This window comes from Mucilaginibacter sp. OK268 (assembly GCF_900103125.1).
GTDB lineage: Bacteria > Bacteroidota > Bacteroidia > Sphingobacteriales > Sphingobacteriaceae > Mucilaginibacter.
In genome coordinates this window covers 20,089-42,703 of record NZ_FNJV01000008.1, presented here as the reverse complement: position 1 = coordinate 42,703, position 22,615 = coordinate 20,089, and the positions used below count along the sequence as shown (strand labels likewise).

16 protein-coding genes and 1 tRNA gene are annotated in these 22,615 nt (G+C 43.3%); 15 read left to right on the top strand and 2 right to left on the bottom strand.

The features are described 5' to 3' along the window. Window positions 1–13: 13 nt before the first annotated feature. From BLR84_RS21925 to BLR84_RS21905, 5 genes are all read left to right on the top strand, one after another. On the top strand, window positions 14–580 hold the full coding sequence (locus BLR84_RS21925) for a K(+)-transporting ATPase subunit C (protein WP_090472407.1): 567 nt from the start codon (window positions 14–16) through the stop codon (window positions 578–580). 109 nt (window positions 581–689) lie between these two features. Further along, window positions 690–1,730, top strand: coding sequence for an outer membrane beta-barrel protein (locus BLR84_RS21920; RefSeq protein ID WP_090472406.1), 1,041 nt, complete (start codon window positions 690–692; stop codon window positions 1,728–1,730). Window positions 1,731–1,980: 250 nt separating this feature from the next. Then, complete coding sequence (locus BLR84_RS21915) at window positions 1,981–3,111, top strand: histidine kinase (protein WP_090472405.1); 1,131 nt, start codon at window positions 1,981–1,983, stop codon at window positions 3,109–3,111. A gap of 1 nt (window position 3,112) precedes the next feature. Next, window positions 3,113–4,825 (top strand): HAMP domain-containing sensor histidine kinase, encoded by a 1,713-nt coding sequence (locus BLR84_RS21910; protein WP_090472404.1) that lies wholly within the window; start codon window positions 3,113–3,115, stop codon window positions 4,823–4,825. A gap of 353 nt (window positions 4,826–5,178) precedes the next feature. Continuing rightward, complete coding sequence (locus tag BLR84_RS21905) at window positions 5,179–5,919, top strand: hypothetical protein (protein ID WP_090472403.1); 741 nt, start codon at window positions 5,179–5,181, stop codon at window positions 5,917–5,919. Window positions 5,920–6,065: 146 nt separating this feature from the next. Here BLR84_RS21905 and BLR84_RS21900 read toward each other — a convergent pair whose 3' ends face one another. After that, window positions 6,066–8,147 carry a beta-galactosidase gene (locus BLR84_RS21900; RefSeq protein ID WP_218128438.1) on the bottom strand — a complete coding sequence of 694 codons (2,082 nt, stop codon included), beginning with the start codon at window positions 8,145–8,147 and terminating at the stop codon, window positions 6,066–6,068. Window positions 8,148–9,118: 971 nt separating this feature from the next. Here BLR84_RS21900 and BLR84_RS21895 point away from each other — a divergent pair. The 3 genes from BLR84_RS21895 to BLR84_RS21885 all read left to right on the top strand — a co-directional run bounded on the left by BLR84_RS21895 (window position 9,119) and on the right by BLR84_RS21885 (window position 12,453). After that, the gene (locus BLR84_RS21895) at window positions 9,119–10,876 is read left to right on the top strand and encodes a family 43 glycosylhydrolase (RefSeq protein WP_090472401.1); all 1,758 of its coding nucleotides are present in this window, start codon (window positions 9,119–9,121) and stop codon (window positions 10,874–10,876) included. Between the two features lie 67 nt (window positions 10,877–10,943). After that, entirely contained in the window at window positions 10,944–11,450 is a 507-nt protein-coding gene (locus tag BLR84_RS21890; RefSeq protein ID WP_143013968.1) for a hypothetical protein, read from the top strand. A 46-nt stretch (window positions 11,451–11,496) separates the two neighbouring features. Further along, window positions 11,497–12,453, top strand: a complete 957-nt coding sequence (locus BLR84_RS21885; protein ID WP_090472399.1) for an acetyl-CoA carboxylase carboxyltransferase subunit alpha — start codon at window positions 11,497–11,499, stop codon at window positions 12,451–12,453. Between the two features lie 608 nt (window positions 12,454–13,061). Here the strand turns inward: BLR84_RS21885 and BLR84_RS21880 are convergent. Continuing rightward, a complete protein-coding gene (locus tag BLR84_RS21880) occupies window positions 13,062–16,214 on the bottom strand; it encodes a glycosyltransferase family 117 protein (protein ID WP_090472398.1) in 3,153 nt (1,050 codons plus the stop codon). Window positions 16,215–16,430: 216 nt separating this feature from the next. Between BLR84_RS21880 and BLR84_RS21875 the strand changes: the two genes are divergently transcribed. The 7 genes from BLR84_RS21875 (at window position 16,431) to BLR84_RS21845 (ending at window position 22,454) form a co-directional block, all read left to right on the top strand. Beyond that, window positions 16,431–16,501 (top strand) — tRNA-Gln (locus BLR84_RS21875). 151 nt (window positions 16,502–16,652) lie between these two features. Next, a complete protein-coding gene (locus tag BLR84_RS21870) occupies window positions 16,653–17,597 on the top strand; it encodes a ribose-phosphate pyrophosphokinase (protein ID WP_090472397.1) in 945 nt (314 codons plus the stop codon). A gap of 131 nt (window positions 17,598–17,728) precedes the next feature. Continuing rightward, window positions 17,729–18,313 carry a 50S ribosomal protein L25/general stress protein Ctc gene (locus BLR84_RS21865; protein ID WP_090472396.1) on the top strand — a complete coding sequence of 195 codons (585 nt, stop codon included), beginning with the start codon at window positions 17,729–17,731 and terminating at the stop codon, window positions 18,311–18,313. Window positions 18,314–18,502: 189 nt separating this feature from the next. Beyond that, window positions 18,503–18,817 (top strand): four helix bundle protein, encoded by a 315-nt coding sequence (locus tag BLR84_RS21860; protein ID WP_218128437.1) that lies wholly within the window; start codon window positions 18,503–18,505, stop codon window positions 18,815–18,817. 106 nt (window positions 18,818–18,923) lie between these two features. Continuing rightward, the gene (pth, locus tag BLR84_RS21855) at window positions 18,924–19,484 is read left to right on the top strand and encodes an aminoacyl-tRNA hydrolase (protein ID WP_090472394.1); all 561 of its coding nucleotides are present in this window, start codon (window positions 18,924–18,926) and stop codon (window positions 19,482–19,484) included. 109 nt (window positions 19,485–19,593) lie between these two features. Continuing rightward, the gene (locus BLR84_RS21850) at window positions 19,594–22,041 is read left to right on the top strand and encodes a TonB-dependent receptor (RefSeq protein WP_090472393.1); all 2,448 of its coding nucleotides are present in this window, start codon (window positions 19,594–19,596) and stop codon (window positions 22,039–22,041) included. A 62-nt stretch (window positions 22,042–22,103) separates the two neighbouring features. Continuing rightward, window positions 22,104–22,454 carry a Spx/MgsR family RNA polymerase-binding regulatory protein gene (locus BLR84_RS21845; protein WP_090472392.1) on the top strand — a complete coding sequence of 117 codons (351 nt, stop codon included), beginning with the start codon at window positions 22,104–22,106 and terminating at the stop codon, window positions 22,452–22,454. The last annotated feature ends 161 nt before the right edge of the window (window positions 22,455–22,615 follow it).

Below are 22,615 nucleotides of genomic sequence, written 5' to 3'. Positions count from 1 at the left end.
TAATTTTAAAACGATGAAAACATATTTGTTGCCCTCATTAAAGTTAACGCTCATTTTGATCGTGATAACTGCAGGCATATATCCACTGGCTATTGCCGGTGTAGGTAAATTAACCCCCGGCCATGGTGATGGCGAAACTTTAACCTACAAAGGCCGTGTAGTAGGCTACGCATTGGAAGGCCAGAAATTCACTAAAGACGAATACTTCTGGGGCCGCCCATCTGCGGTTGATTATAATGCCGCCGGATCTGGAGGTTCAAATAAAGGTCCCTCAAATCCTGATTACCTGAAAGACGTTGAAAAACGCATTGAGGATTTCTTAAAACATAACCCAGGCGTAACCCGTGCGCAGATCCCTGTCGAAATGGTTACCGCATCGGGCAGTGGTTTAGATCCTGATATTTCACCTGCCGGTGCACAGGTACAGGTAGCCCGTGTGGCCAAAGCCCGTGGTTTATCTGCCGATCAGTTAACCAAACTGGTTGATGAACATACCGAAAAACCAATGTTTGGCCTGTTTGGTCCAAGCAAAGTAAATGTGCTTAAACTGAATATAGCTTTAGAAGAGCTAAAAAAATAACCGGGGCTGTGCGATTTTCCTCATGAGAGGGGTGGAGGGGTGTGTTTACTGCAACAAACACATCCCCGCCATTGCACAACCCAATCAAAACCAAATTATACCATACTAAATGAAATCCTTACTATTCATACCTGCAATTATTTTAATAACCGGCCTGGCGGCAAAAGCCCAGGACAGTACTAAAACAGATCCGCCACTAGTGATATCCGGCTCGGTAGATACTTATTATAAATACGATTTCTCCGGCCGAAAAAGCAATATACCAACCAGCTTCGCTACCGATCAAAACTCTGTATCCATTGGGATGATAGATCTGGGACTGAAGAAAAAAGTAGGAAAAGCAGCATTTGTTGGCGAGTTATCTTTTGGTCCGCGGGGGCAAGAACAATCCATCCCTAACGCCGGAGCAAATAATAATTCGTTCCATATCCAAAACCTTTACATAGCTTATGACGTAACCGATAAACTGGTACTAACCGGTGGTTATATGGCTACCTTTATAGGCTACGAAGTGATCAGCCCAACGGGGAATTTTAACTATTCCACCTCGTACCTGTTCACCAACGGCCCGTTTCAGAATGCCGGCTTTAAGGCTGCTTATGCATTCACCGATAAAGTGAGCCTGATGGCAGGTGTGTTTAACGATCAGTGGAACGCCTATAAATCGGCCAATAGTGTAAATAACTTTGGCGCGCAGTTAACCATAGTGCCCGTAAAAGGCTGGACGGCTTATTTAAATGTGATCACCGGTAAAACTTCGGGAACGGAGTTCGACCTGACCACGGCTTACCAGATCACAGATGCTTTTAAACTGGGACTTAACGCCGCCGATTATAAAGCGAACAACGGCATAACCGGTGGATTTACCGGTGTGGCGCTGTACCCGCAATACGCGGTGACCAAAAATGTAAGCCTGGGTTTAAGGGGCGAATATTTTAAAACAAAAACCGGCGACCTGACCTTAGCTGGTCCGGCACCTGGTGAACATGTAACCGCGGTAACGTTTACAGCCAATATTAAAGCAGGCCCGTTATCGTTAATACCGGAAGTGCGGCTTGATGGCGGATCGGCCGAAGCATTTACAAATCGGTCGGGCGACCCCACAAAAACTGCCTCGCAATTTGTTTTGGCAGCGGTTTACGCTTTTTAACCTCACCCAACCCTCTCCAAAGGAGAGGGCTTTTAAAAAAATGAAGTTAAAGTCCTCTCCTTTGGAGAGGATTTAGGAGAGGTGAAGATATGTATGATTGTTTTTTATAATTAATGTTTGGTTGTTAATTATAAGTTTGGTTGACGAACATTCATACTATAAAAGGGGATTTTTCGGAATCTCCTTTTATTAGTTTTAATACATTTATATAATAACGATAAAATGAATTTGAAAAATAGTTCATCACATCATGAGCGAAGAAAATAAAGAGCAGTCTGTTGAGCATTTCCTGGAACTGATTAAACGTTCGCGGAGGGGTAAATTTAAGGTTTACATAGGCATGAGCGCGGGTGTGGGTAAAACCTACCGCATGCTGCTGGAGGCCCAGGCCCTGTTACGTAATGGCATCGATGTTAAAATAGGCTATATTGAAACTCACGGTCGTAAGGAAACCGTAGCGCAGCTGGAAGGCTTGCCGGTAATACCCCGCCGTAAATTATTTTATAAAGGTAAGGAGCTGGAAGAGATGGACCTGAAAGCCATCATCAGCCTGCGTCCCGAAGTGGTGATAGTTGATGAGCTGGCCCATACCAATATTGAAGGCAGCAGCAACGAAAAACGCTGGCAGGATGTAATGCAGATCCTGAACGCGGGCATCAATGTGATCAGCGCGGTGAACATCCAGCATATGGAAAGCCTGAACGAGGAAGTGCAGCGTATTACCGGGGCAACCATCGGTGAGCGCATCCCCGACAAGGTTTTGCAAATGGCCGATGAGGTAGTGAATATCGACTTAACTGCTGATGAGCTGATTGACCGTTTAAAGGAGGGTAAGATATATGATGAAAAGAAAGTACCGCTGGCACTCAGTAACTTTTTCCAGGCCGAGCGGATCTTGCAGCTGCGGGAGCTGGCCCTGCGCGAAGTGGCCCACCAGGTAGAACGGAAAATTGATATCGAGATACCCAAAAATATCAAGCTGCGACCCGAATTGTTTTTGGCCTGCATCAGTACCAATGATGCATCGGCCAAAATAATTATCCGTAAAACGGCCAGGCTGTCGTCATACTATCGTTCCAAATGGTATGTGCTGTATGTACAAACCTCGCGCGAAAGCAGCGATAAAATAAACCTGGCATCGCAGCGTCATCTCATCAACAATATGAAACTGGCTACACAGTTGGGCGGCGAAGTACTTAAAGTAAAAAACGACCATATAGCTAAAGCCATTTGGGAAACAGCCGAAAAATACGACATCACTACCATTTGTATTGGTAAACCGAGGTTTAAATTTTACCAGGTGATCATGAAAACGGCGGTGTTTACCCAGTTGCTGAATAAAATGTCTAAAACAGATATTGACCTTGTAATACTATCATAACATGACCATTAAAAATAAACTACGTACAGGCATAGGTTTTTTGTTTGTACTATCATTCATCTGCTGCGCGTTGTCGGTATATTTCCTCAACCGCTTGTCGGCCGATGCGGGTGCTATTCTAAAAGATAACTATAAATCATTGCAGTACGGTCAGCAAATATTGTCGGCAGTAGACGCCAATGGAGGGCCGCTTAGCCTGGCACAATTAAAAACAATTGAAAACAACCTGGCACTGGAGGAGCATAACATTACCGAACCCGGCGAAGGTAAACTGGCCGATTCTTTACGCTCCGTTTTTGAAAGGATCAAACTGGTAAACAACGATGCTACTAAACTACCCGCGTTGCGTGCGCAGGCAAGGCAATTGGTTTACGGGTTTATGCAATTAAACATGACCGCCATTGCTCATAAAAATGATATTGCCAAAGGTACAGCCAGCCGTGCCACCATACTGGTTGCGTTTTGCGGTGCGTTTTTGTTCCTGGTGGCCTTTAGTTTCGCGGTTAATTTCCCGGGTTATATAGCTAATCCACTCAAGGAGCTTACCGCCCGCATCAAAGAAGTATCCAACCGTAACTATCATCAGCAAATCCATTTTAAATCAGATGACGAATTTGGCGAGTTAGGGCAGGCCTTTAACAATATGACCCGCAAGCTGGATGAATTTGAGAACAGTAACCTGGCTAGTATCCTTTTTGAGAAAAAACGGATCGAGACCATCATCAATTCTATGCACGATGCCATTTTGGGTCTGGACGAAAAAATGATCATCATATTTGCCAATGAGGTAGCTTGCTCATTGATCGGTATGAGTGCCGATCAGTTGAATGGCCGCTACGCGCCCGATGTGGCTATTGAAAACGACCTGCTGCGCAACCTGCTGATGAATGATCAGGCCAGACTGAAAATATTTGCCGATAACCGGGAGAGTTTTTATTCCCGCGAGTCGCTATCGGTAAGCAGTAAAGACAGGGTGATAGGCAAAGTGATCATTCTGAAAAATATTACCGAATACCAGCAGTTGGATGAGGCCAAAACCAATTTCATTGCCACCATATCGCATGAGCTAAAAACCCCGATATCGTCTATCAAAATGAGCCTTAAGTTACTGGAGGATGTACGTATTGGTGATGTAAATCCCGAGCAAAGGCAACTGCTGGAAAATATTGAGGAAGATGCCCGTCGCCTGCTGCAAATAACCGGCGAACTGCTGGATATGGCACAGGTAGAAACCGGTAAACTGCAACTTAACTTTGGCAAAACCCACCCTAGAAATATTGTAGATTATGCCGTAAAGGCCATCAAATTTATTGCCGACCAGAAACAGGTGAATATTAAAGTTGACTGTGATGAAAACCTGCCCGATGTGCACGCCGATCTGGATAAAACCACCTGGGTATTGATCAACCTGTTATCAAATGCCATCAAATACAGCCACGAAAAATCAACAGTAGAACTGGTGGTGAAAAAACGCCATACCGACGAGATCGAATTTTCGGTGCAGGATCATGGTAAAGGTATTGAAGAGCAGTATCTGTCGCGTTTGTTTGAACGCTATTTTAAAGTCCCCAATGCCACCGCCGATCAAACCGGCACAGGCCTTGGCCTGGCCATCGCCAAAGATTTTATCGAAGCACAATCTGGTAAAATAGCGGTAGACAGCGAATTGGGTGCAGGCAGCAGATTTGCCTTTACTTTGAAAAGGGTAGCTTAATAATAAATATGTCATTGCGAGGAGGAACGACGAAGCAATCTCCTCGCGTTCTATGCAAATAAGCTTAATGTAGTGGTGCAAATGAGGATGTTATCATTGCTGTCCGAAGTCTCTGGCTTCGGATTAACTATGCTTGTAGTCTTTGACTACAGGCAATGAATAAGAACATTTAATTTTGTGTCGCGGTAGTTGAAAACTACTGACATAATCGTTCGAAGTCAGAGACTTCGAACAGCGGGGTCTCTCGCAGAGGACCCTGAGTAAACGAAAACTGCTGTGTATTTCTTGCCATTTGCTAAGTGTAAGCCGGGCTATTTGCTTTTCCTTTGTTTTTTATTAAACAAAAACATCCAATGGCAAATTACATATCAGGCATGCCCCTTTGGGCTATAGTGCTATTTATTCCGGGTTTTCTCTATTCCATTTTTTTCATCACCCAACCGGTAAAGCAGGCCGCGCTCAACGCGGGCATGAGCTTGCAGAAATCAAGAAATATTCAGATCGGTATTCTGGGGTTTTACCTGGTTTATCTCCTTTATGTTTCGGTGCTGGCTTTAAAAGGGGTACTCGATGTCGATTCTCTACCGCCTAAAACAATGGTTTGGGGTGGCCTGCCCTTATTGGTCATCCTATTTGGCTTTATTGGCAATACCGGTTTATTTAAAACATTGCTGCGGTCCATCACACTGGAATCGTTGATCGCGGTACACGTATTCCGGCTCCTTGGCGTATTTTTTATTATTATTTATGGCTATCACCTGCTACCGGCAAAATTTGCTCTTTTCGCCGGCCTGGGCGATATCATTACCGCAATTTTGGCATGGCCGGTAGCAAAAATGGTTTCCAAGAAAAAGCCCGGCTGGAAAATTGCGCTTTATGCCTGGAACATCTTCGGTATCATGGATATTATTGATCTGCTGGTGATCGCGGTTATTACCGGCGCGAATGGGAACCTTCGCGAAATGGCGGTGTTTCCCTTTGTTTGGTTTCCCGCTTTTGCGCCCGCAACCATTTTATTTTTACACACCGCGGTTTTCAGAAAATTATATCAGCAAAAGGATAAACAAAATGCCCCAAGAGATTCTGCGGCTTAGATTTGGTATCTTTCGGTTCCCTTCCCACGGGAGGCTAATAGCCCATGAGTAGACATTGCTAAAAAGGGTGTCATACTGAGCTTCGTCGAAGCATGGTGGGCAGGCCTCTGCGCTCGACCCTTCGACGGAGCTCAGGGTGACATCCTCTAATTAACCTCGATGATCTTCATATCCCAGGGCATTAATTGTAGAGCAGTATTTTTACTCACACTATTGCCAGATAACAGCTCTTTACCGTTGTTATAAGGATACGTGAAATGGGTTTCTTTATCCGAATAGTTGAAATAATAGTGAACCGTTTTTCCTTTTTGATTAATGCCTGATTTGGTGATGACAGGGAACGAAAGCTGTTGATCCTCACTCCATAAGCCTGCTTTTTTAACCGCGTCGGCCAGGAGCTTATCGGTCACGGCGCTGGTGGTAAGGCAACCTATATAAGTAGCTATCCCTTTGCCATAATTGTTTTCGGTAATGGCTGCGTATTTGCCCCAAACCGGGTGGTCATAATAAGCCAGTACTTTGGCTGTGGTAGGGGTGATCAGCTCCATCCAGGTATTGAGCTTTTTATCAGCAGCGCTAAGTCCCAGGTCGCCTTTGAGCGATACATTTTCGGGTACGGTGAACTGGCTGTAGTAAATTCCGCAGGCCTCCTCAATAATACCGGGCTGGTGCGTGGTGCGAACTTTTACATTTTCATCAGAGAAACCGCTTTTAAAAGTATAAATAATATGACCGCCGTTTTTTACAAAACGATTTAATCGCTGCAGCAAACTATCGGGCGCGGCATACAGCAGGGGCACGATGAGCACTTTATAATTTTCGATGCTTGAGCTGCTGGGGTCAACAAAATCACAGGGGATGTTCATGTGGTAAAGACCATCGTAAAATTGCCGCAATACATCATTATAACCGGTGTGTACGCCCCATCCAAAACCAAAGGCTTTAAAACCACTCAGGGCCTCGTTGCTGAACAGGATGGCTACCTCACTTTTCTTTTTCAGGTTGATGAGCTGCGGGCTTAAGCGGGCAAAATCCTTACCAATGGTTTTAGCTTCGTCATAAACCGGGTTGGGTTCAAAATCATGGCTCAGCAAACCTTTCCAATAAGTTTCGGCCGAGTTGTGGATGGAATGCCATGGCCAGTACTCCACCATGTTGGCGCCTGATGCCAGGTGACTAAAAGCCTGCAGCCTGAGCTGCCCGGGGTAAGGTGTCCATTGCGGAAAGCCTTGTGCTTCGGTTTCCATCACCAGGTAATTTTTAACACCCTTCATGGAACGTGCCACATCGCCGCCGAAAGAAATTTCAGCGCCGGTTAACTTATCCTGACTGGCATGATAAATATCAACACCGGCAATATCCAATGCCTTAGCCGCGGCAAAATGGTCGATCTCGGTTTGTATGCCAAAGGAGTAACCCCGCCAGTCAAAATCAAAATTATGGGTGATAAACTGGTCGGGGCGTTTATATTCCCGGATAATGGCCGCCTGCCAGGCCATATAATCTGTAACCAGCTGCCGCTGAAATTTGGCAAACTCAGCAGCCAGGCTGCCATTGATGGTCCCGTTCATCGATGGGAAATCGTCCCAGTTGTTGATGCGGTTGCTCCAGTAATCCAGACCGAATATTTTATTGATATTATCCAGCGTTTTGTATTTGGCCTGCATGTATTTTACAAACAAAGCCTGCACATTAGGGCCTGATGTGCCGTATGATTTGGTTTCGTTATCCACCTGGTAACCGATCACAGCCGGGTTATCCTTCACATGCTCCATGATCTTCCGGATCACACGATTGGCATAAAACTTAAAATCAGTATTGGTGATGTCCATATTTTGCCTTGCCCCGTACTGGTTTTGGCCCGATGGGGTAATGGCCAATATTTCCGGATGTTTTTTTACCATCCAGGTAGGCACGGCATAAGTAGGTGTACCAATAATTACGCTGATGCCGCCTTTGTGCATGGCATTCAATACCCGGTCGATATGGGTAAAATCAAATATGCCATCCTGCGGTTCCACTGTGCTCCAGGTGGATTCGGCTATACGTACCACGTTGATGCCGCAGTCCTTCATCATTTGCACGTCCTTATCCAGTCGCTCATAGGGCATGTACTCATCATAATAAGCCACGCCGTACAAGAGTTTGGTCATTTTTGGGTACTGCGCAAACGTATGTCCGCAAAGACACAATTGCAGCAGCAAAAGCAGCAGGTATTTCTTCTTCATGAATAGCTTTCTTAGGGAAAAGGGTTTCAGGAGATGAATGTACAAATTAATTGTGTTTTTAACACACAATAATAAAAAATGTTTTTTTAGAGGCACTTGAAGGTGGTTTGAATACCCGGTCGCGAGGTAATAAAAAACATGTCATTGCGAGGAGGAACGACGTGGCAATCCCCGATATGCATAGCGTCTCTGTAAGTTGGGGATTGCCACGCTACGCTCCAATGACGTTACTTTTTATTTGCTCCGTCAGCAGAACAGCTTCGGGCGAAAGCAGGCAGAATATGGAGGCCAGTGGGCTGGGAGGGGCATTAGCAAACCTTACCTGAAGCGGGGATACTGAGCGAACGAAGTAGGGGTAAGGTTTAGCAGCCCGTGGTTCTGACTGATTTGCGGGGTAAAGGTAAAGGCCTTGTGCGGCAAAGAAGCATTTCTGATGACTTGATTTTTTGGTTACTTTTGTATCAAGACAAAAGTAACAGCCTTAGCGGCAATTGAGCGCTCTACGGCCTGCATTACTCGCCCTGTATAAAGGGGATTGCTTCGTACCTCGCAATGACGCGTGGAGAGAAAAAGTTCTCAACCCTCTTTCCGCCGCAGACGAAGAGGGTGATCCAGCGAAGCGCAGATCGGGTGAGTCTACCCATTGTATATCCCAAACATTTTTCGTATCTTTAAGTATACCACGGGCCAGCCCTGCTTACTTTGAAAATTGTAAGCAGGGCTGTTTGGTTAAAGGGATAAAACAGGCCAAAAGCCAACCGTTTTGTATTTAATTATTTGAATATCAATAAATTAATACTTTTTAAAGTTTTTGAAACTACTCAAAACCGCGTTAAAATTTGTTAAAAAGTGTTAAAATAGATGGTTTTGAATGAATTTTTGAATGTTTTTACCCCGTTTTCGAGCAGAAAAGTGTTAAAATAAGAGGTTTAAGAAGTTTTGACCTGTTTGAATTTTATAAGTTTACAAAAATGAAAGTATTAACCCGCGTTTTACTCCTGATGTTGTGCGGCTTTGCTCTGCTACCGGCACATGCGCAAAATAAAAAATTGACCTACTGCAACCCGCTCAACCTGGACTATGGCTATACCCCCTTTGCCGATTTTGCCGGCTGGGGCAAGCACCGCGCCACCGCCGACCCAACCGTCACCCTGTTCAAGGGGAAATACTACCTGTTCAGTACCAATCAGTTTGGCTACTGGTGGAGCGACGATATGCTGAACTGGAAATTTGTGTACCGCAAGTTCCTGAGGCCCTACAACCAGGTACAGGGAGACGAGCTTTGCGCTCCGGCAACCCTGGTTCTGGGTGATACCCTGTTAGTTATAGGTTCAACCTATAATAAGGATTTTACCCTGTGGATGAGCACCAACCCAACGCACGACGACTGGAAGGCCGCCAAAGACTATTTTAAGGTAGGCGCCTGGGACCCGGGTATGTTTGCCGATGATGACGGTCGGGTTTATATCTACCATGGCTCCAGTAATACGCTCCCCCTTTACGGCCAGGAGATCGACCGCAAGACCTTCGAACCTATCGGCCCCAAAAAGGAGCTGGTTAAGCTAAACCCCGAAATACACGGCTGGGAGCGTTTTGGCGAGCATAATGATAATGTTTTCCTGCTGCCTTTTATCGAGGGCTCCTGGATGAACAAGCATAATGGTAAGTACTACCTGCAGTTCGGCGCGCCCGGTACCGAGCAAAGTGGCTATGCCGACGGTGTTTTTATAAGCGATAAGCCTTTGGGGCCATTCACTTATCAAAAGCATAATCCCTTTTCGTACAAGCCTGGTGGCTTCGCCAAGGGAGCGGGGCATGGGGCCACCTGGCAGGATAAATATGGCAACTACTGGCATATCTCTACCATGGGTATCTCGGTGAAAAATAACTTCGAGCGCCGCATCGGTTTTTGGCCGGCAGGCTTTGATAAGGATGGAGTATTATATTCCAATACTGCATACGGTGATTACCCGCAGTATTTATCGGCAGGTCCTGAAGATCATCTGAAAAGCAATTTTACAGGCTGGATGATCCTCAACTATAATAAACCCGTGGAGGTTTCCTCAACCCTGGGCGGGTATGAGCCAAACTACGCGGTAGACGAGGATATCAAAACTTACTGGAGCGCCAAAACAGCCAATAAAGGCGAATGGTTTAAAACCGACCTGGGCAGATTGAGCACGGTGAATGCGGTACAGATCAACTATGCCGATCAGGATGCTACGTTTATGGGTAAATCATTAGGCGTTTTTCACCAGTATATTGTTTATTCCTCACTGGATGGGAAAATATGGAAACCCCTGATCGACAAAAGCAACAACAAAACCGATGTACCGCATGACTATATCGAGCTAAAAAATCCGGCCAGGGCACGTTATCTCAAAATGGTAAATCTGCACATGCCGACAGGAAAATTCGCGTTATCCGGCTTCCGGGTATTTGGGAAGGGCGCGGGGGCAAAACCTGATACTGTTCAGAATTTCATCGTATTGCGGGGCGACAGCGAACGCCGCAATTCCTGGTTAAAATGGAAGCCGGTTGATAATGCCATAGGCTATACCATTTATATGGGCATAGCGCCCGATAAGCTGTACAATAATATGCTGGTGTATGGTAAAAACGAGTATTATTTTAACGGGATGGATAAAAATCTACCCTACTACTTCCAGATCGAGTCGTTTAATGAAAATGGTATTTCGCAGCGGTCTAAAGTGGTGAAAGTGGAGTAAAATTAAATTTTGGTTAACTTTTAACAACTGATGGTATAATAGTTGAGGTTTTTTCGTAAAATGCCCTATGCTAAGATCAATACTTTCACTTATTACCCTTTTGTTCTTTTGTAGTACCATTCAGGCGCAGCAGGCAGATAGCACGCTGAAAAAATCGCCTGTAAAAACCTTGACCGATAAACAATATACCGCTTTGTTGAATGGGGAAGATGTGTATAACAACATGGCATTGCCGGCCGAGATCAACCATTACCCGATGCCCAACCAGGTGATCAAATTTAAAAAGGAATTGGGGTTGAGCCCGAACCAGGTAACCAAAATTACGGCGATTGCTACCGAGCTGCATCGGAAAAGAGTGGAAATGGGTTCGTTCATTATTACCAATGAGCAAACTTTAGACAATCTTTTTCGTAAACAGCGCTTAAATAATGGTGATGTGATATTTTATGCCACACGCTCCGGATTGTACTATGGCGAGCTCAGGAACGCCATTTTACAGGCTTGCTTAAGCACCGGCGACCTGCTGGCGCCACAGCAAATTAAAAAGCTGGAAACTTTGCAAAACCCTAATTGATAATATACCGTTGGATTTACTTATTTTAGCGGCCCAAATAAATAGTATGAAGATTACTTTTGATTTTGAAAAGCCACTGGCTGAACTGATACAGCAGATTGAAAAGGTGAAGCAGGTGGAGGATAAAAACAAGCTCGACATGTCTGCAACCGTAGCCGAGCTGGAAGCCAAGCTGGATGCTGCTAAAAAGGATATATATTCAAACCTTTCCGGCTGGCAAAAGGTGCAGATCTCCCGCCATCCCGAAAGGCCTTATACCCTTCAATATATTGAGTTAATGTGCGATGATTTTATTGAATTGCACGGCGACAGAACAGTAGGCGACGATAAAGCCATTATTGGTGGTTTTGGAACGCTGAATGGTCAAACGGTGATGTTCATCGGTCATCAGAAGGGTCGTAATACCAAGGAGCGTCAATACCGCAACTTTGGTATGGCTAACCCAGAGGGTTACCGCAAAGCATTAAGGCTCATGAAAATGGCCGAAAAATTCAATAAGCCTGTTGTTACCCTGATAGATACCCCGGGCGCATTCCCAGGTCTGGAAGCGGAAGAGCGCGGACAAGGTGAGGCTATTGCCCGTAACCTGTTAGAAATGTCTGTGTTGAAAGTACCTGTGATTTGTGTGATCATAGGCGAAGGGGCATCGGGCGGAGCATTGGGTATAGGTATTGGTGATAGGGTACTGATGCTGGATAATTCCTGGTATTCGGTGATCTCTCCCGAAAACTGCTCAACCATCCTTTGGAAAACATGGGAAAATAAAGAACGTGCTGCCGAAGTATTGAAATTGACTTCGACAGAAATGTTGAAGAATAAACTGATCGACGGTGTGATCAAAGAACCACTTGGCGGTGCTCATCAGGATCCCGTGGCTATGGCTGCTATCCTGAAAAAGCAATTGCTTAAAGACCTTAAAACATTAGGCGAACGGGATATCAATGAGCTGGTTACCGAACGTATTGATAAGTTCTGCAACATGGGCGTTGTAAACGAAGGATAAAAAATATGATCTATATAAAAAAGCGGCTTATGCCGCTTTTTTTATGACCTCCATCTCCAACCCGTCATTGCGAGGTACGAAGCAATCTCTATACTGTACAGAGCGAATAAATAAGCATAGCCGCCTTATCTACGTAGAGATTACTTCGTACCTCGCAATGACGTGTTGGGTAATTTGTCTTAATTCTTGACTCTCGCTTGGCTCCCGCGAGATTAGCATAGCGTATCTCGTGGGTGGCATGTGGTAAGCTTCCAGCTACGTCAGTTGAAAGCTGAGCCATGATTACCACGAGTTGTAAGCTAAGCTATTTAAAAGCGGTATTTGGGTAGATTAATATAATAATAAAGGCTGTTATCCTTCAGCAAACTCCGGGTAACAGCCTTTATCGTCTTCCTCATGATCCCGAGGTATAAAGGCAGGTTAAAAGACTCAATCATGGTTTACACTGTAAATCGTTTTTCTATGATAAAATACAATTAATTGATTGATTACCAGTTAATTAAAAAAGTGTAAACCATAAAAAGTGTAAACCATGTAAACCCACAATGCTATTAAAAAGAAAGCCCCGGCATAAGATTATGCCGGGGCCTGCTTTTTTAATGTGCTTTCTATCGCTTTGCGCTGATACCAAATTTCGTTTCAAAGCCTTTTAATTGAGCACTGAACTTGGTGTTTAGTGCTGTTTGTTTAAAGTCTTTGGTAAAGCCTACCAGGCCGCTCAAAATCTGTATGGAGTATTGTACATCGCGGTTGTTATCTAAACTGATTTCATTGCGCTGCAATAAAGCATAATTGTAGGTAAGCAGATTATTCACATAGTCATCAACCTGGTTGGATAGTTTGTTGGCCAATGTGATATCGCCCATGCGATACGAACTCTCGATCATATAAAATTTACGCACGGCAACCTCGGTGGAGTTAATAATGCCAGGCATCACTTCGTCATATTTTTTCAGGGTGTTTTTGGCCAGATCGGTATGCCCTTCTTTCATCAGGTTATCAGACAGATTAGAGTAAAGCCGGGTAATCAAGGGGTAAAACATGGTCATGGATTCATGATCAAGGTAACGCGCGGTTTTCATATTACCCCATTTAAATTTGGTCATCATGTTATGATACATTACCGGGGTATTGCTGTTTTCAAGCGCGTTTGAAGCCGTATCAGGTTTTAATGGCATTAAGCGATAGGCGAAACCTTCATTATATAAATATTTATCCAGGCCTATCATGTTTTCGTTGGGTACGGTTACCGAAAAATAGATCGGTCGTTTCCAGTTATTGTGCGATAGGATATCTATCATCGCCAAAACATCTTTGGTAACATAACGGCCGCTAAAAGTCCAGTCCATTTCGGGTACTATCTTATCTTTCTCAGCAGCCGGAACGGTACCGGTTTGTACCACCTGGTTAGGATCGATAGTCAATTTAAAATTTTTGGTAGGCAGGTAATTGGCCACATCGCCATTGTTATACTCTACCATGGTTGATTTATCATCCGAAGTAATGAAATCAAAAACCTCTTTCAATTCCGTAGCACCGGCAACCTTTTGGTCGTTAAAGTAAATAACATCACGCACGCCGGGTTTAAACTTATCGTTTGACATGCTGATAGGCAATGGCTCAGATTCATTCATTTTGTTTTTCATGCCGCGTATGTACCAGTCGGTACCCAGCAAACTCAAGTTCACAATACGCACATCCGGACGCACATTTTCCACCTCCTGTATGTACCAAAGCGGGTAGGTGTCGTTATCGCCATAGGTAAATAAAATGGCATTTGGGGCGCAGGAGTTCAGGTAGTTATATGCCATGTCATGCGGCGTAAGCTTGGTTGAGCGGTCATGATCGTCCCATTCCTGGTTAGCCATTAACACCGGTGCTGCCAGTAAGCAAATTAGTGTAGCTATAATGGCGCTTGTTTTAGCGTTGATCTTTTTAGACAGAAAATCGGCAATGGCCAGTACGCCTAAACCTATCCAGATAGCAAAGGCATAAAACGAACCCGCATAAGCATAATCACGTTCGCGTGGCTGCAATGGATCCTGATTTAAGTATAACACAATGGCCAAACCCGTAAAAAAGAACAGTACAAGCACCACGCCCGCATTTCGCTGATCACGCCAAAAATGGAAGAACAAGCCGATCAGGCCGATAATAAGCGGTAAAAAGAATAAACGGTTGTAACTTTTACTTTCCGTAACAGCATAAGGCAGGGGTTTGCTGAAATCCCAACCACTTAGCCAGGAACCGTCGATACCGCCTTTACCATCGATAGCACCGGTTTGGCCATCAAGATCGTTGGCACGGCCTGCAAAGTTCCACAGAAAATAACGGGTGTACATTTGGTTTACCTGCCAGGTGCCAAAAAAGCCCAGGTTGGTAGCAAAAGTAGGGTGCTCGCTTTGACCAAGCTTGCTCCATGCCCGGTAAAAATCGGGGTGGCCAGCCTTATCACTAAACATACGCGGGAATGGGGTATTTCGGTCATAAACGGTGGTCAGTTTTTTACCAGCCACTTCATATTTGGTTTCACCACGACGATAAATTGTTGAGCCTTCTGTTTGTTCGGTTGGTGTTGAATCAAAAAACTGCCCGTAGAGCAATGGTGTATCACCATATTGATCGCGGTTCAGGTAGCCGTTTAGGGAGAAAGCGTTTTCGGGGTCGCTGTTGTTTAGGTTAGGATTTGCTTTGGCCCTTACCACAATCATCACAAATGAGCTGTAACCAAACAGGATGAACAGCAGGCAAATTAAAAAGGTATTTAAGGCAAAACGTCTCTCGCGGATCTTAACCACATACTCCAGCAGTGCTAATACTGCTAAACCAACAACCACGCCTATAATTCCGGCGCTGATACCCAATACCAGTATAAAACATACTGCTGCGATGATGATGGCCGGTTTTTGCGGCTTAATAGTATAATATATACCCGATACAATGGTGGCTATCAGTAAAAGAAAAAACATGACCGCGCCGCTGCCAAAACCCATGCCTAAAGTATTCACAAAAAGCAGGTCGGAAAAAGCCGCGCCTTTTACGGTATATTGAATAACACCCCAAAGCACAAAAGCCACTGCCACTATGCCGGCAAAAAATGCCCAGAAAGTACCCTTTGAGGTGATGTTTTTTGCCCTGCGGAAATAGATAACCAGCGCTATGGCCGGTATTACCAGCAGGTTTAAAAGGTGGATGCCTATAGATAAGCCCATTACATAGGCAATAAATACGATCCATTTATCGGCATGCTGCTCATCGGCATGGGCGTCCCATTTTAGTATGGCCCAAAATACAACAGCTGTACATAAAGATGATTGCGCGTAAACTTCAGACTCTACAGCCGAGAACCAGAATGTATCAGACCAGGCATAAGCCAGCGCGCCAACCAGGCCAGCACCTATGATCAGGATCAGGTTTGCTGTGCTGATATCTTCTGCTTTTTTTACCAGTAACTTTTTAGCCAGGGCGGTAACCGTCCAGAACAGGAACATGATAGTTGCCCCGCTGGCCAGTGCCGAAGCCATATTGGCCCAGTAAGCCACCTTAGTACCATCACCCATGGATAATAAGGTAAATACCTTGCCTATCATCGTAAACAGGGGGGCGCCAGGTTGGTGGGCTACCTGTAAACGGTAAATACAGGCAACAAACTCGCCGCAATCCCAAAAGCTGGAGGAGGGCTCTAAGGTTAAAATATAGGTTAGCGAAGCAATGATAAAGGCTACCCAGCCAAATATATTATTGATTTTTTTGTAGTCCATGTCTGAATTTTACGATAGAAAAAAAGGTTGAATGCAGCCCGAAATTAGTAAAAGTATTATGATGTTAAAACCAAAAGCATTGGATTAACACTTTTTTAGCCTGTTTTTGGCGTTAAAACGCACTGAAAAATACTTTTTTAAAATTCTTTTTGAGAGTTAAAAAATCGTCTTATATTTGCATTCCTTTTCGGGGAGTAAAAACAAACCAAAGGAGATTGCCTGATAGTATAATGGTAGTACGACGGTTTTTGGTACCGTTTGTCTAGGTTCGAATCCTGGTCGGGCAACAAGAAAGATTTCGGATTTCTGATTTTCAATTTCGGATTTAGGTCTGATGGAAAATTGAAATCCGAATTGTTTTTTATACAGGTTGTAAGTGTAAAGTGATATAGATTAAGGAAAATCCGAGATCGAACATCCCAAATCCAAAACAAGAAAATGCCATTACAATTTAATCCGGTTAAGTTATTTGCAGGATCAGGCTCTAAAGAACTTGCGCAAAAAATTGCTGATGCTTATGGCCGCGAATTAGGTGACGTGGTGCTTTCGCGCTTTAGTGACGGTGAGTTTCAACCACATTTTAATGAATCTGTACGGGGATGCGATGTATTCCTGATCCAGAGCACCAACCAGCCTACTGATAACCTGATGGAATTACTCATGATGATTGATGCCGCCCGTCGTGCTTCATCACATTATGTAAGTGCCGTTATCCCGTATTTTGGATTGGCTCGTCAGGACAGGAAAGATAAGCCACGTGTGGCCATCAGTGCTAAACTGGTAGCTAATTTGCTGGTTGCTGCGGGTATTAACCGTATCATGACCATGGATTTGCACGCCGCGCAGATACAGGGCTTTTTTGATATACCGGTTGATCACCTGGATGCTTCTATCATTTTTGTGCCTTATATCAAAAGCCTGGGTTTAGAAAACTTAACCATTGCATCGCCGGATATGGGCGGTTCATACAGGGCGCGTAGTTTTGCGAAGTTCTTTAATGCAGAGGTTGTAATTTGTGATAAACGTCGTAAACGTGCTAATGAGATCGAATCTATGACGCTTATTGGCGATGTGACCGATCAGGATATTGTGTTGATTGATGATATATGTGATACAGCCGGTACATTGGCTAAAGCGGCAGGTTTAATTATGGAACGTGGTGCACGCAGCGTACGCGCGGTTTGTACACATCCGGTATTATCAGGCAAGGCTTATGAAACTATTGAAAACTCGGCTTTAACCGAATTGATAGTTACTGACACCATACCCTTAAAATATAGCAGTCCTAAAATTAAAGTACTGTCAACTGCCGAACTGTTTGCAAAAGCGATCAGCAATGTAAACGAGCACGGTTCTATCAGCCAGTTGTTTAGGGTAGATTGATAGAAAGCTTATAGTTCATGGTTCATCGCCGGAAGCATGAATTTTGAATAGAATAAAAACATTTGTGCGGATTAGATACCATGAACAATGATCTATGAACCATGAACTTAACAAATAAATAAATACAAATAATGAAATCAATTGCTATTAGCGGTTCTCCAAGAGAGAACGTAGGGAAAAGAGACGCTAAAGAACTGCGTTACCAAGGCTTAGTGCCTGCAGTACTTTACGGTGGGCCAACACAATCCCACTTTGCAGTGTCCGCAGCTGATTTGAGAACCGTTGTTTATACTCCGGTTGTTCATTTCATCGATCTTGAAATTGCTGGTGTTAAATCACAAGCTATTATTAAAGATATTCAGTTTCACCCTTTAACTGAACAAATTATCCACGTTGACTTTTTATTGCTTGACGAGAAAAAGCCAATCACTATCGAGATCCCTGTTAAATTAACCGGTACTTCTCCAGGTGTTAAAGTGGGTGGTAAATTAGTTCAGAAACTAAGGAAACTGCGCATCAAAGCATTACCTAAAGATCATTTAGATGCTATCGAAGTAAGCATTGAAGCTCTTGAAGTTGGTAAATCAGTAAAAGTTGCGGAAATTAAATTGCCGAACCTTACTATCACCAATGCTCAGGAAGATACTATCGTATCTGTAACTACTTCACGTGCATTACGTCAGGCAGAGCAGGAAGCTGCTTCAGGTAAAAAATAATTTGCCCTGATTTAAAAAAAAGCGTCGGACATTAGTTCGGCGCTTTTTTTTTGACAAAAGATGAAGGACGAAAAGACAAAGGACTTTTTTTAAAACATTGGAGGATAAAAGATAAAGAATATCTTAGAGTGAAATAATTAAGATATGCTAAAACATAATTTCAGACAGCTTCGGATCTAGATTGATTCTGTGGAATTATCAAAAGATGTTTATTTACTTACACAAAAGCTCTCTACAGAACACCGGTTTGGAATATCAAGTCAGCTTTATCGTGCTGCTGTTTCAATTCCTTCAAATATTGCTGAAGGTTCTTCAAGAAAGTCAGAGAAGGATTTTAGTCATTTCTTATCAATGAGCCTCGGCTCAGCATTTGAGCTGGAAACTCAATTAATCATTGCTGAACAATGTGGTTTAGCTATAAATGTTGATTACCAGAGCTTGCTTGCCAAGGTTCAAGCCTTACAAAAGCAGATAGCATCCTTTGCATATACAATTTCACAATAGTCTTCTATCTCAACGTTCTTTTACCAAGGTCCCGGTCCTTTGCTAAAAAATCCTTTGTCCCAAAGTCCTTTATCTTTTGTCCAGAATCCTATCTTTGCTCCGCAAAATGAAATATCTGATAGTTGGTTTAGGAAATATAGGACCTGAATATGCCGATACCCGGCATAATATAGGGTTTATGATACTGGATGAATTAGCCAAGCAGGAAGGCGCAAAGTTTTACCACATGCGCCTGGCTTATTACAGCGAAGTATCATTTAAGGGGCGTACACTGCATCTTATTAAACCAACAACTTACATGAATTTAAGTGGTAAGGCCATGAATCACTGGATGAAGGAGTTGAAAATACCCATTGAAAACGTATTGGTACTGGTTGATGATATTGCTCTTCCCTTGGGCACCCTGAGGTTAAAACCTAAAGGTAGTGCTGCAGGTCATAATGGCTTAAAACACATTGAAACAACACTTAGCCATAATAACTACGCCCGCCTCCGGTTTGGAGTAGGCGATAATTACCCCAAAGGCCGGCAGGTTGATTATGTATTAAGCGGTTTTGATGAGGATGAAAAACCAGAGCTCCCGGCTCTTATCGACCGTTCGATCGAAATGATCAAAGGTTTCGCTACCATCGGTACCGAATTAACTATGACCCGGTATAATAAATAACTCGACTTGCCGTTTCAATCGTAAACTAATTGCTTAGTTAAAATTTGTTAAATAATTTTTGTCGTATGCAACAGTTGGATAGCTTGCGGCGTCTTATCACTAAATCCTTATGAAACAATTTTTACTAACCCTGCTTTCCTGTTACATTTCGGCGATTTGTTTTGCCCAGACACAAAACTCGCCAACAAATATAACTGTAAAGGGCTCAGTAATTGATTCGGCACTAAATAAACCCTTAGGCTATGTTACTGTAGCGCTACAGGATGCAATTACCCATACACCCGTAAAAAGTACCCTTGCCAAAGACGACGGAAGTTTTGAGTTAAAAGCTCCGGATGGTAAAACTTACCAGCTGGTTGTTGCTTTTATTGGATATGCTACCAAAGTTTTGCCTGTAAAGCTTACCGGTAATGAATTTAATGCAGGTAAAATTTTATTGGCTCCTTCCAATAAAGAATTAAAAGAAGTTACCATAACAGCTGTACGACCAACCCTGAAGCAGGAAGTTGACCGCCTTACTTACGACGTAACCGCCGATCCTGAAAGTAAAGCGGTATCTGCATTGGATATGATGCGTAAAGTGCCGCTTTTATCCGTAGATGGAGATGATAAAATCAGGCTCAAAGGGAGCGGTAATTATAAGATCCTGATCAACGGAAAAGAATCGGCATTGATGGCCAAAAGTCCATCTGATGTATTGAAATCAATGCCGGCCACCAATATCGAAAAGATTGAAGTGATCACTACGCCACCTGCTAAATATGATGCGGAAGGTTTAACCGGTATTATTAATATTATTACCAAGAAAAACGCCGACCAGGGTTATAACGGCAGCATCAACATGCGTTATAACACCGTTTGGGGCCCCGGATACAACCTGAACGCTACCGTAAAACAGGGTAAATTTGGTCTTTCTGGTTACGCGGGTTTTGGTACCCAAAAAGAAGTAACCGGGGCAACGCACAACGTGCAGACACAATTTTTAAATAAATCAATATCAAGTATATTAAATCAGGATGGTACCAATACCTTTAGCGGTAAATACAAATATGCTAATGCCGAACTAAGTTATGAGATTGATAGCCTTGACCTGATCACAGGTTCATTCGAGATCTTTCAGGGGCACTTTGATCAAATGGGCTCCCTGCAATCAAACCGGTTAAACAATGTGGGAACACTTGATGAGACCTACCGCAACGCCACTACCAGTAATAGTAAAGATAAAGGGGCCGATATAGCCATCAATTACCAGCGGAACTTTAAAAACCACAAAGATGAATTGTTAACCTTATCATATAAATACAGCTATTCGCCAAGCGACCAGACGAGTTCGAACGCATTTACCGACAGGTTTAATTATGATGATGTGAACAATCCCGATTTCAGACAGCGTAATAATGCCGGTAACCGCGAACATACTATTCAGTTGGACTATGTATATCCGCTTAAAAAACTAAATATCGAAGCCGGAGCCAAAGCCATCCTGCGGAATAACTTCAGTGATTTTGGGCGTGAAGACCTTGATCCTGCTACAAACCAATATGTGGTTAACACCGGGCAAACCAGCACATTTGACTATCACCAGGATGTGACCAGTTTTTACAACTCCTACCAGTTAAAACTAAGTAAGTGGACAGCCAAAGCCGGTTTACGTATTGAGCATACCCAAGTCACGGCCGATTTTATAGGCACACCACTTGATAAGGGATATAACAATTTGATACCATCCATATCTATACAACGCAGCCTCAACAGCAGCAGCATTAATTTCGGTTTTACGCAGCGTATACAGCGCCCGGGTATATACCAGCTTAATCCTTTTGTTGATAATTCAAATCCTAAATTCATCAGCACCGGTAACCCTGATCTGCGCCCCGAGCTTAACAACACCTTTGAGCTTACTTACAGCAATTTTAAAAAGGCCTCCGTTACGGTGGGCTTAAGTTATGCGTTCTCCAATAACTCCATCCAAACTATAAGCAGTTTGCGTGATACGGTAACCTATACTACCTACCAAAATTTGGGCAGCAACCGTACACTGGGTTTCAATGTTAACACCAATTTTTCTATCACCAAGCCCTTTACGGTCAGCTTAAACGGACAAGTTTCACATGTTTGGCTAAAAGGTATCTATAACAGTGAGTTCTTTAAAAACGGCGGTTACATTGGTAATGCATTTGCCAGCTTTACCTATAAATTAGGTGATACTTACAGGTTAGGTTATAATGCCGGTTTCTTTAGCGGTGATGTAACCCTGCAAGGTAAATCAAGCAATTTTATTTATAACTCATACACCGTTGCCAAGGATCTTTTCAATAAAAAATTTACGGTAACCCTTGTGGCTAATAACCCATACAGTAAATACAGGGCATTTACCAACACTACCAATACGCCCGATTTTTCTCAAACCATCAGCAGGGAAAACCCATATCGCCATTTTGCTATCAGGCTTAATTATAAATTTGGCAAGCTTAATAGCGATATTAAAAAGAACCAGCGCAGTATCAATAACGATGATACCAAAGGTGGCGGTAAAAGCAGTGGCGCCAGTCAATAAGATTGCGTATTAGATTAAAAACACCTGACATACTTTCGGCACAAAAAGAATAAATTAGCCCCATGAAAGTTTACGGAATAACCAATTGCAACACAGTTAAGAAAGCGCTTGACTGGTTAAAAGAAAATAAGGTAGATTATAATTTCCAGGATTTCAAAAAGCTTGGGGTAAGTACCGAGAAACTACAGGAGTGGGATAGTAAAGCGGGGTACGAAAAATTCCTGAATAAACAAGGCCTTACCTGGAAACAACTTGATCCGCAGGTAAAAGAAAGTGTAAAAACAAATGCCGACGCGCTTACGCTATTACAACAAAAAACCAGCATGATCAAAAGACCGGTTATTGAAGATGGAGACTTTTTGTTTTTTGGTTTTGATGAAAAAGTTTACCAATCCCACTTTTTAAACAAGTAGGGTCGGGATATCTCCATATTTTTTAGTTTGAAGCCTGTAAATCTCGTATATCTACCTGATTTATAGGTTTTCGTGTTTGATGAGGAATAATTTAATTTTATGGTAACAATCGTTTTACCCGAACATCCAAAAACGTTTTTTTGTAGTATACTTGCTGTATA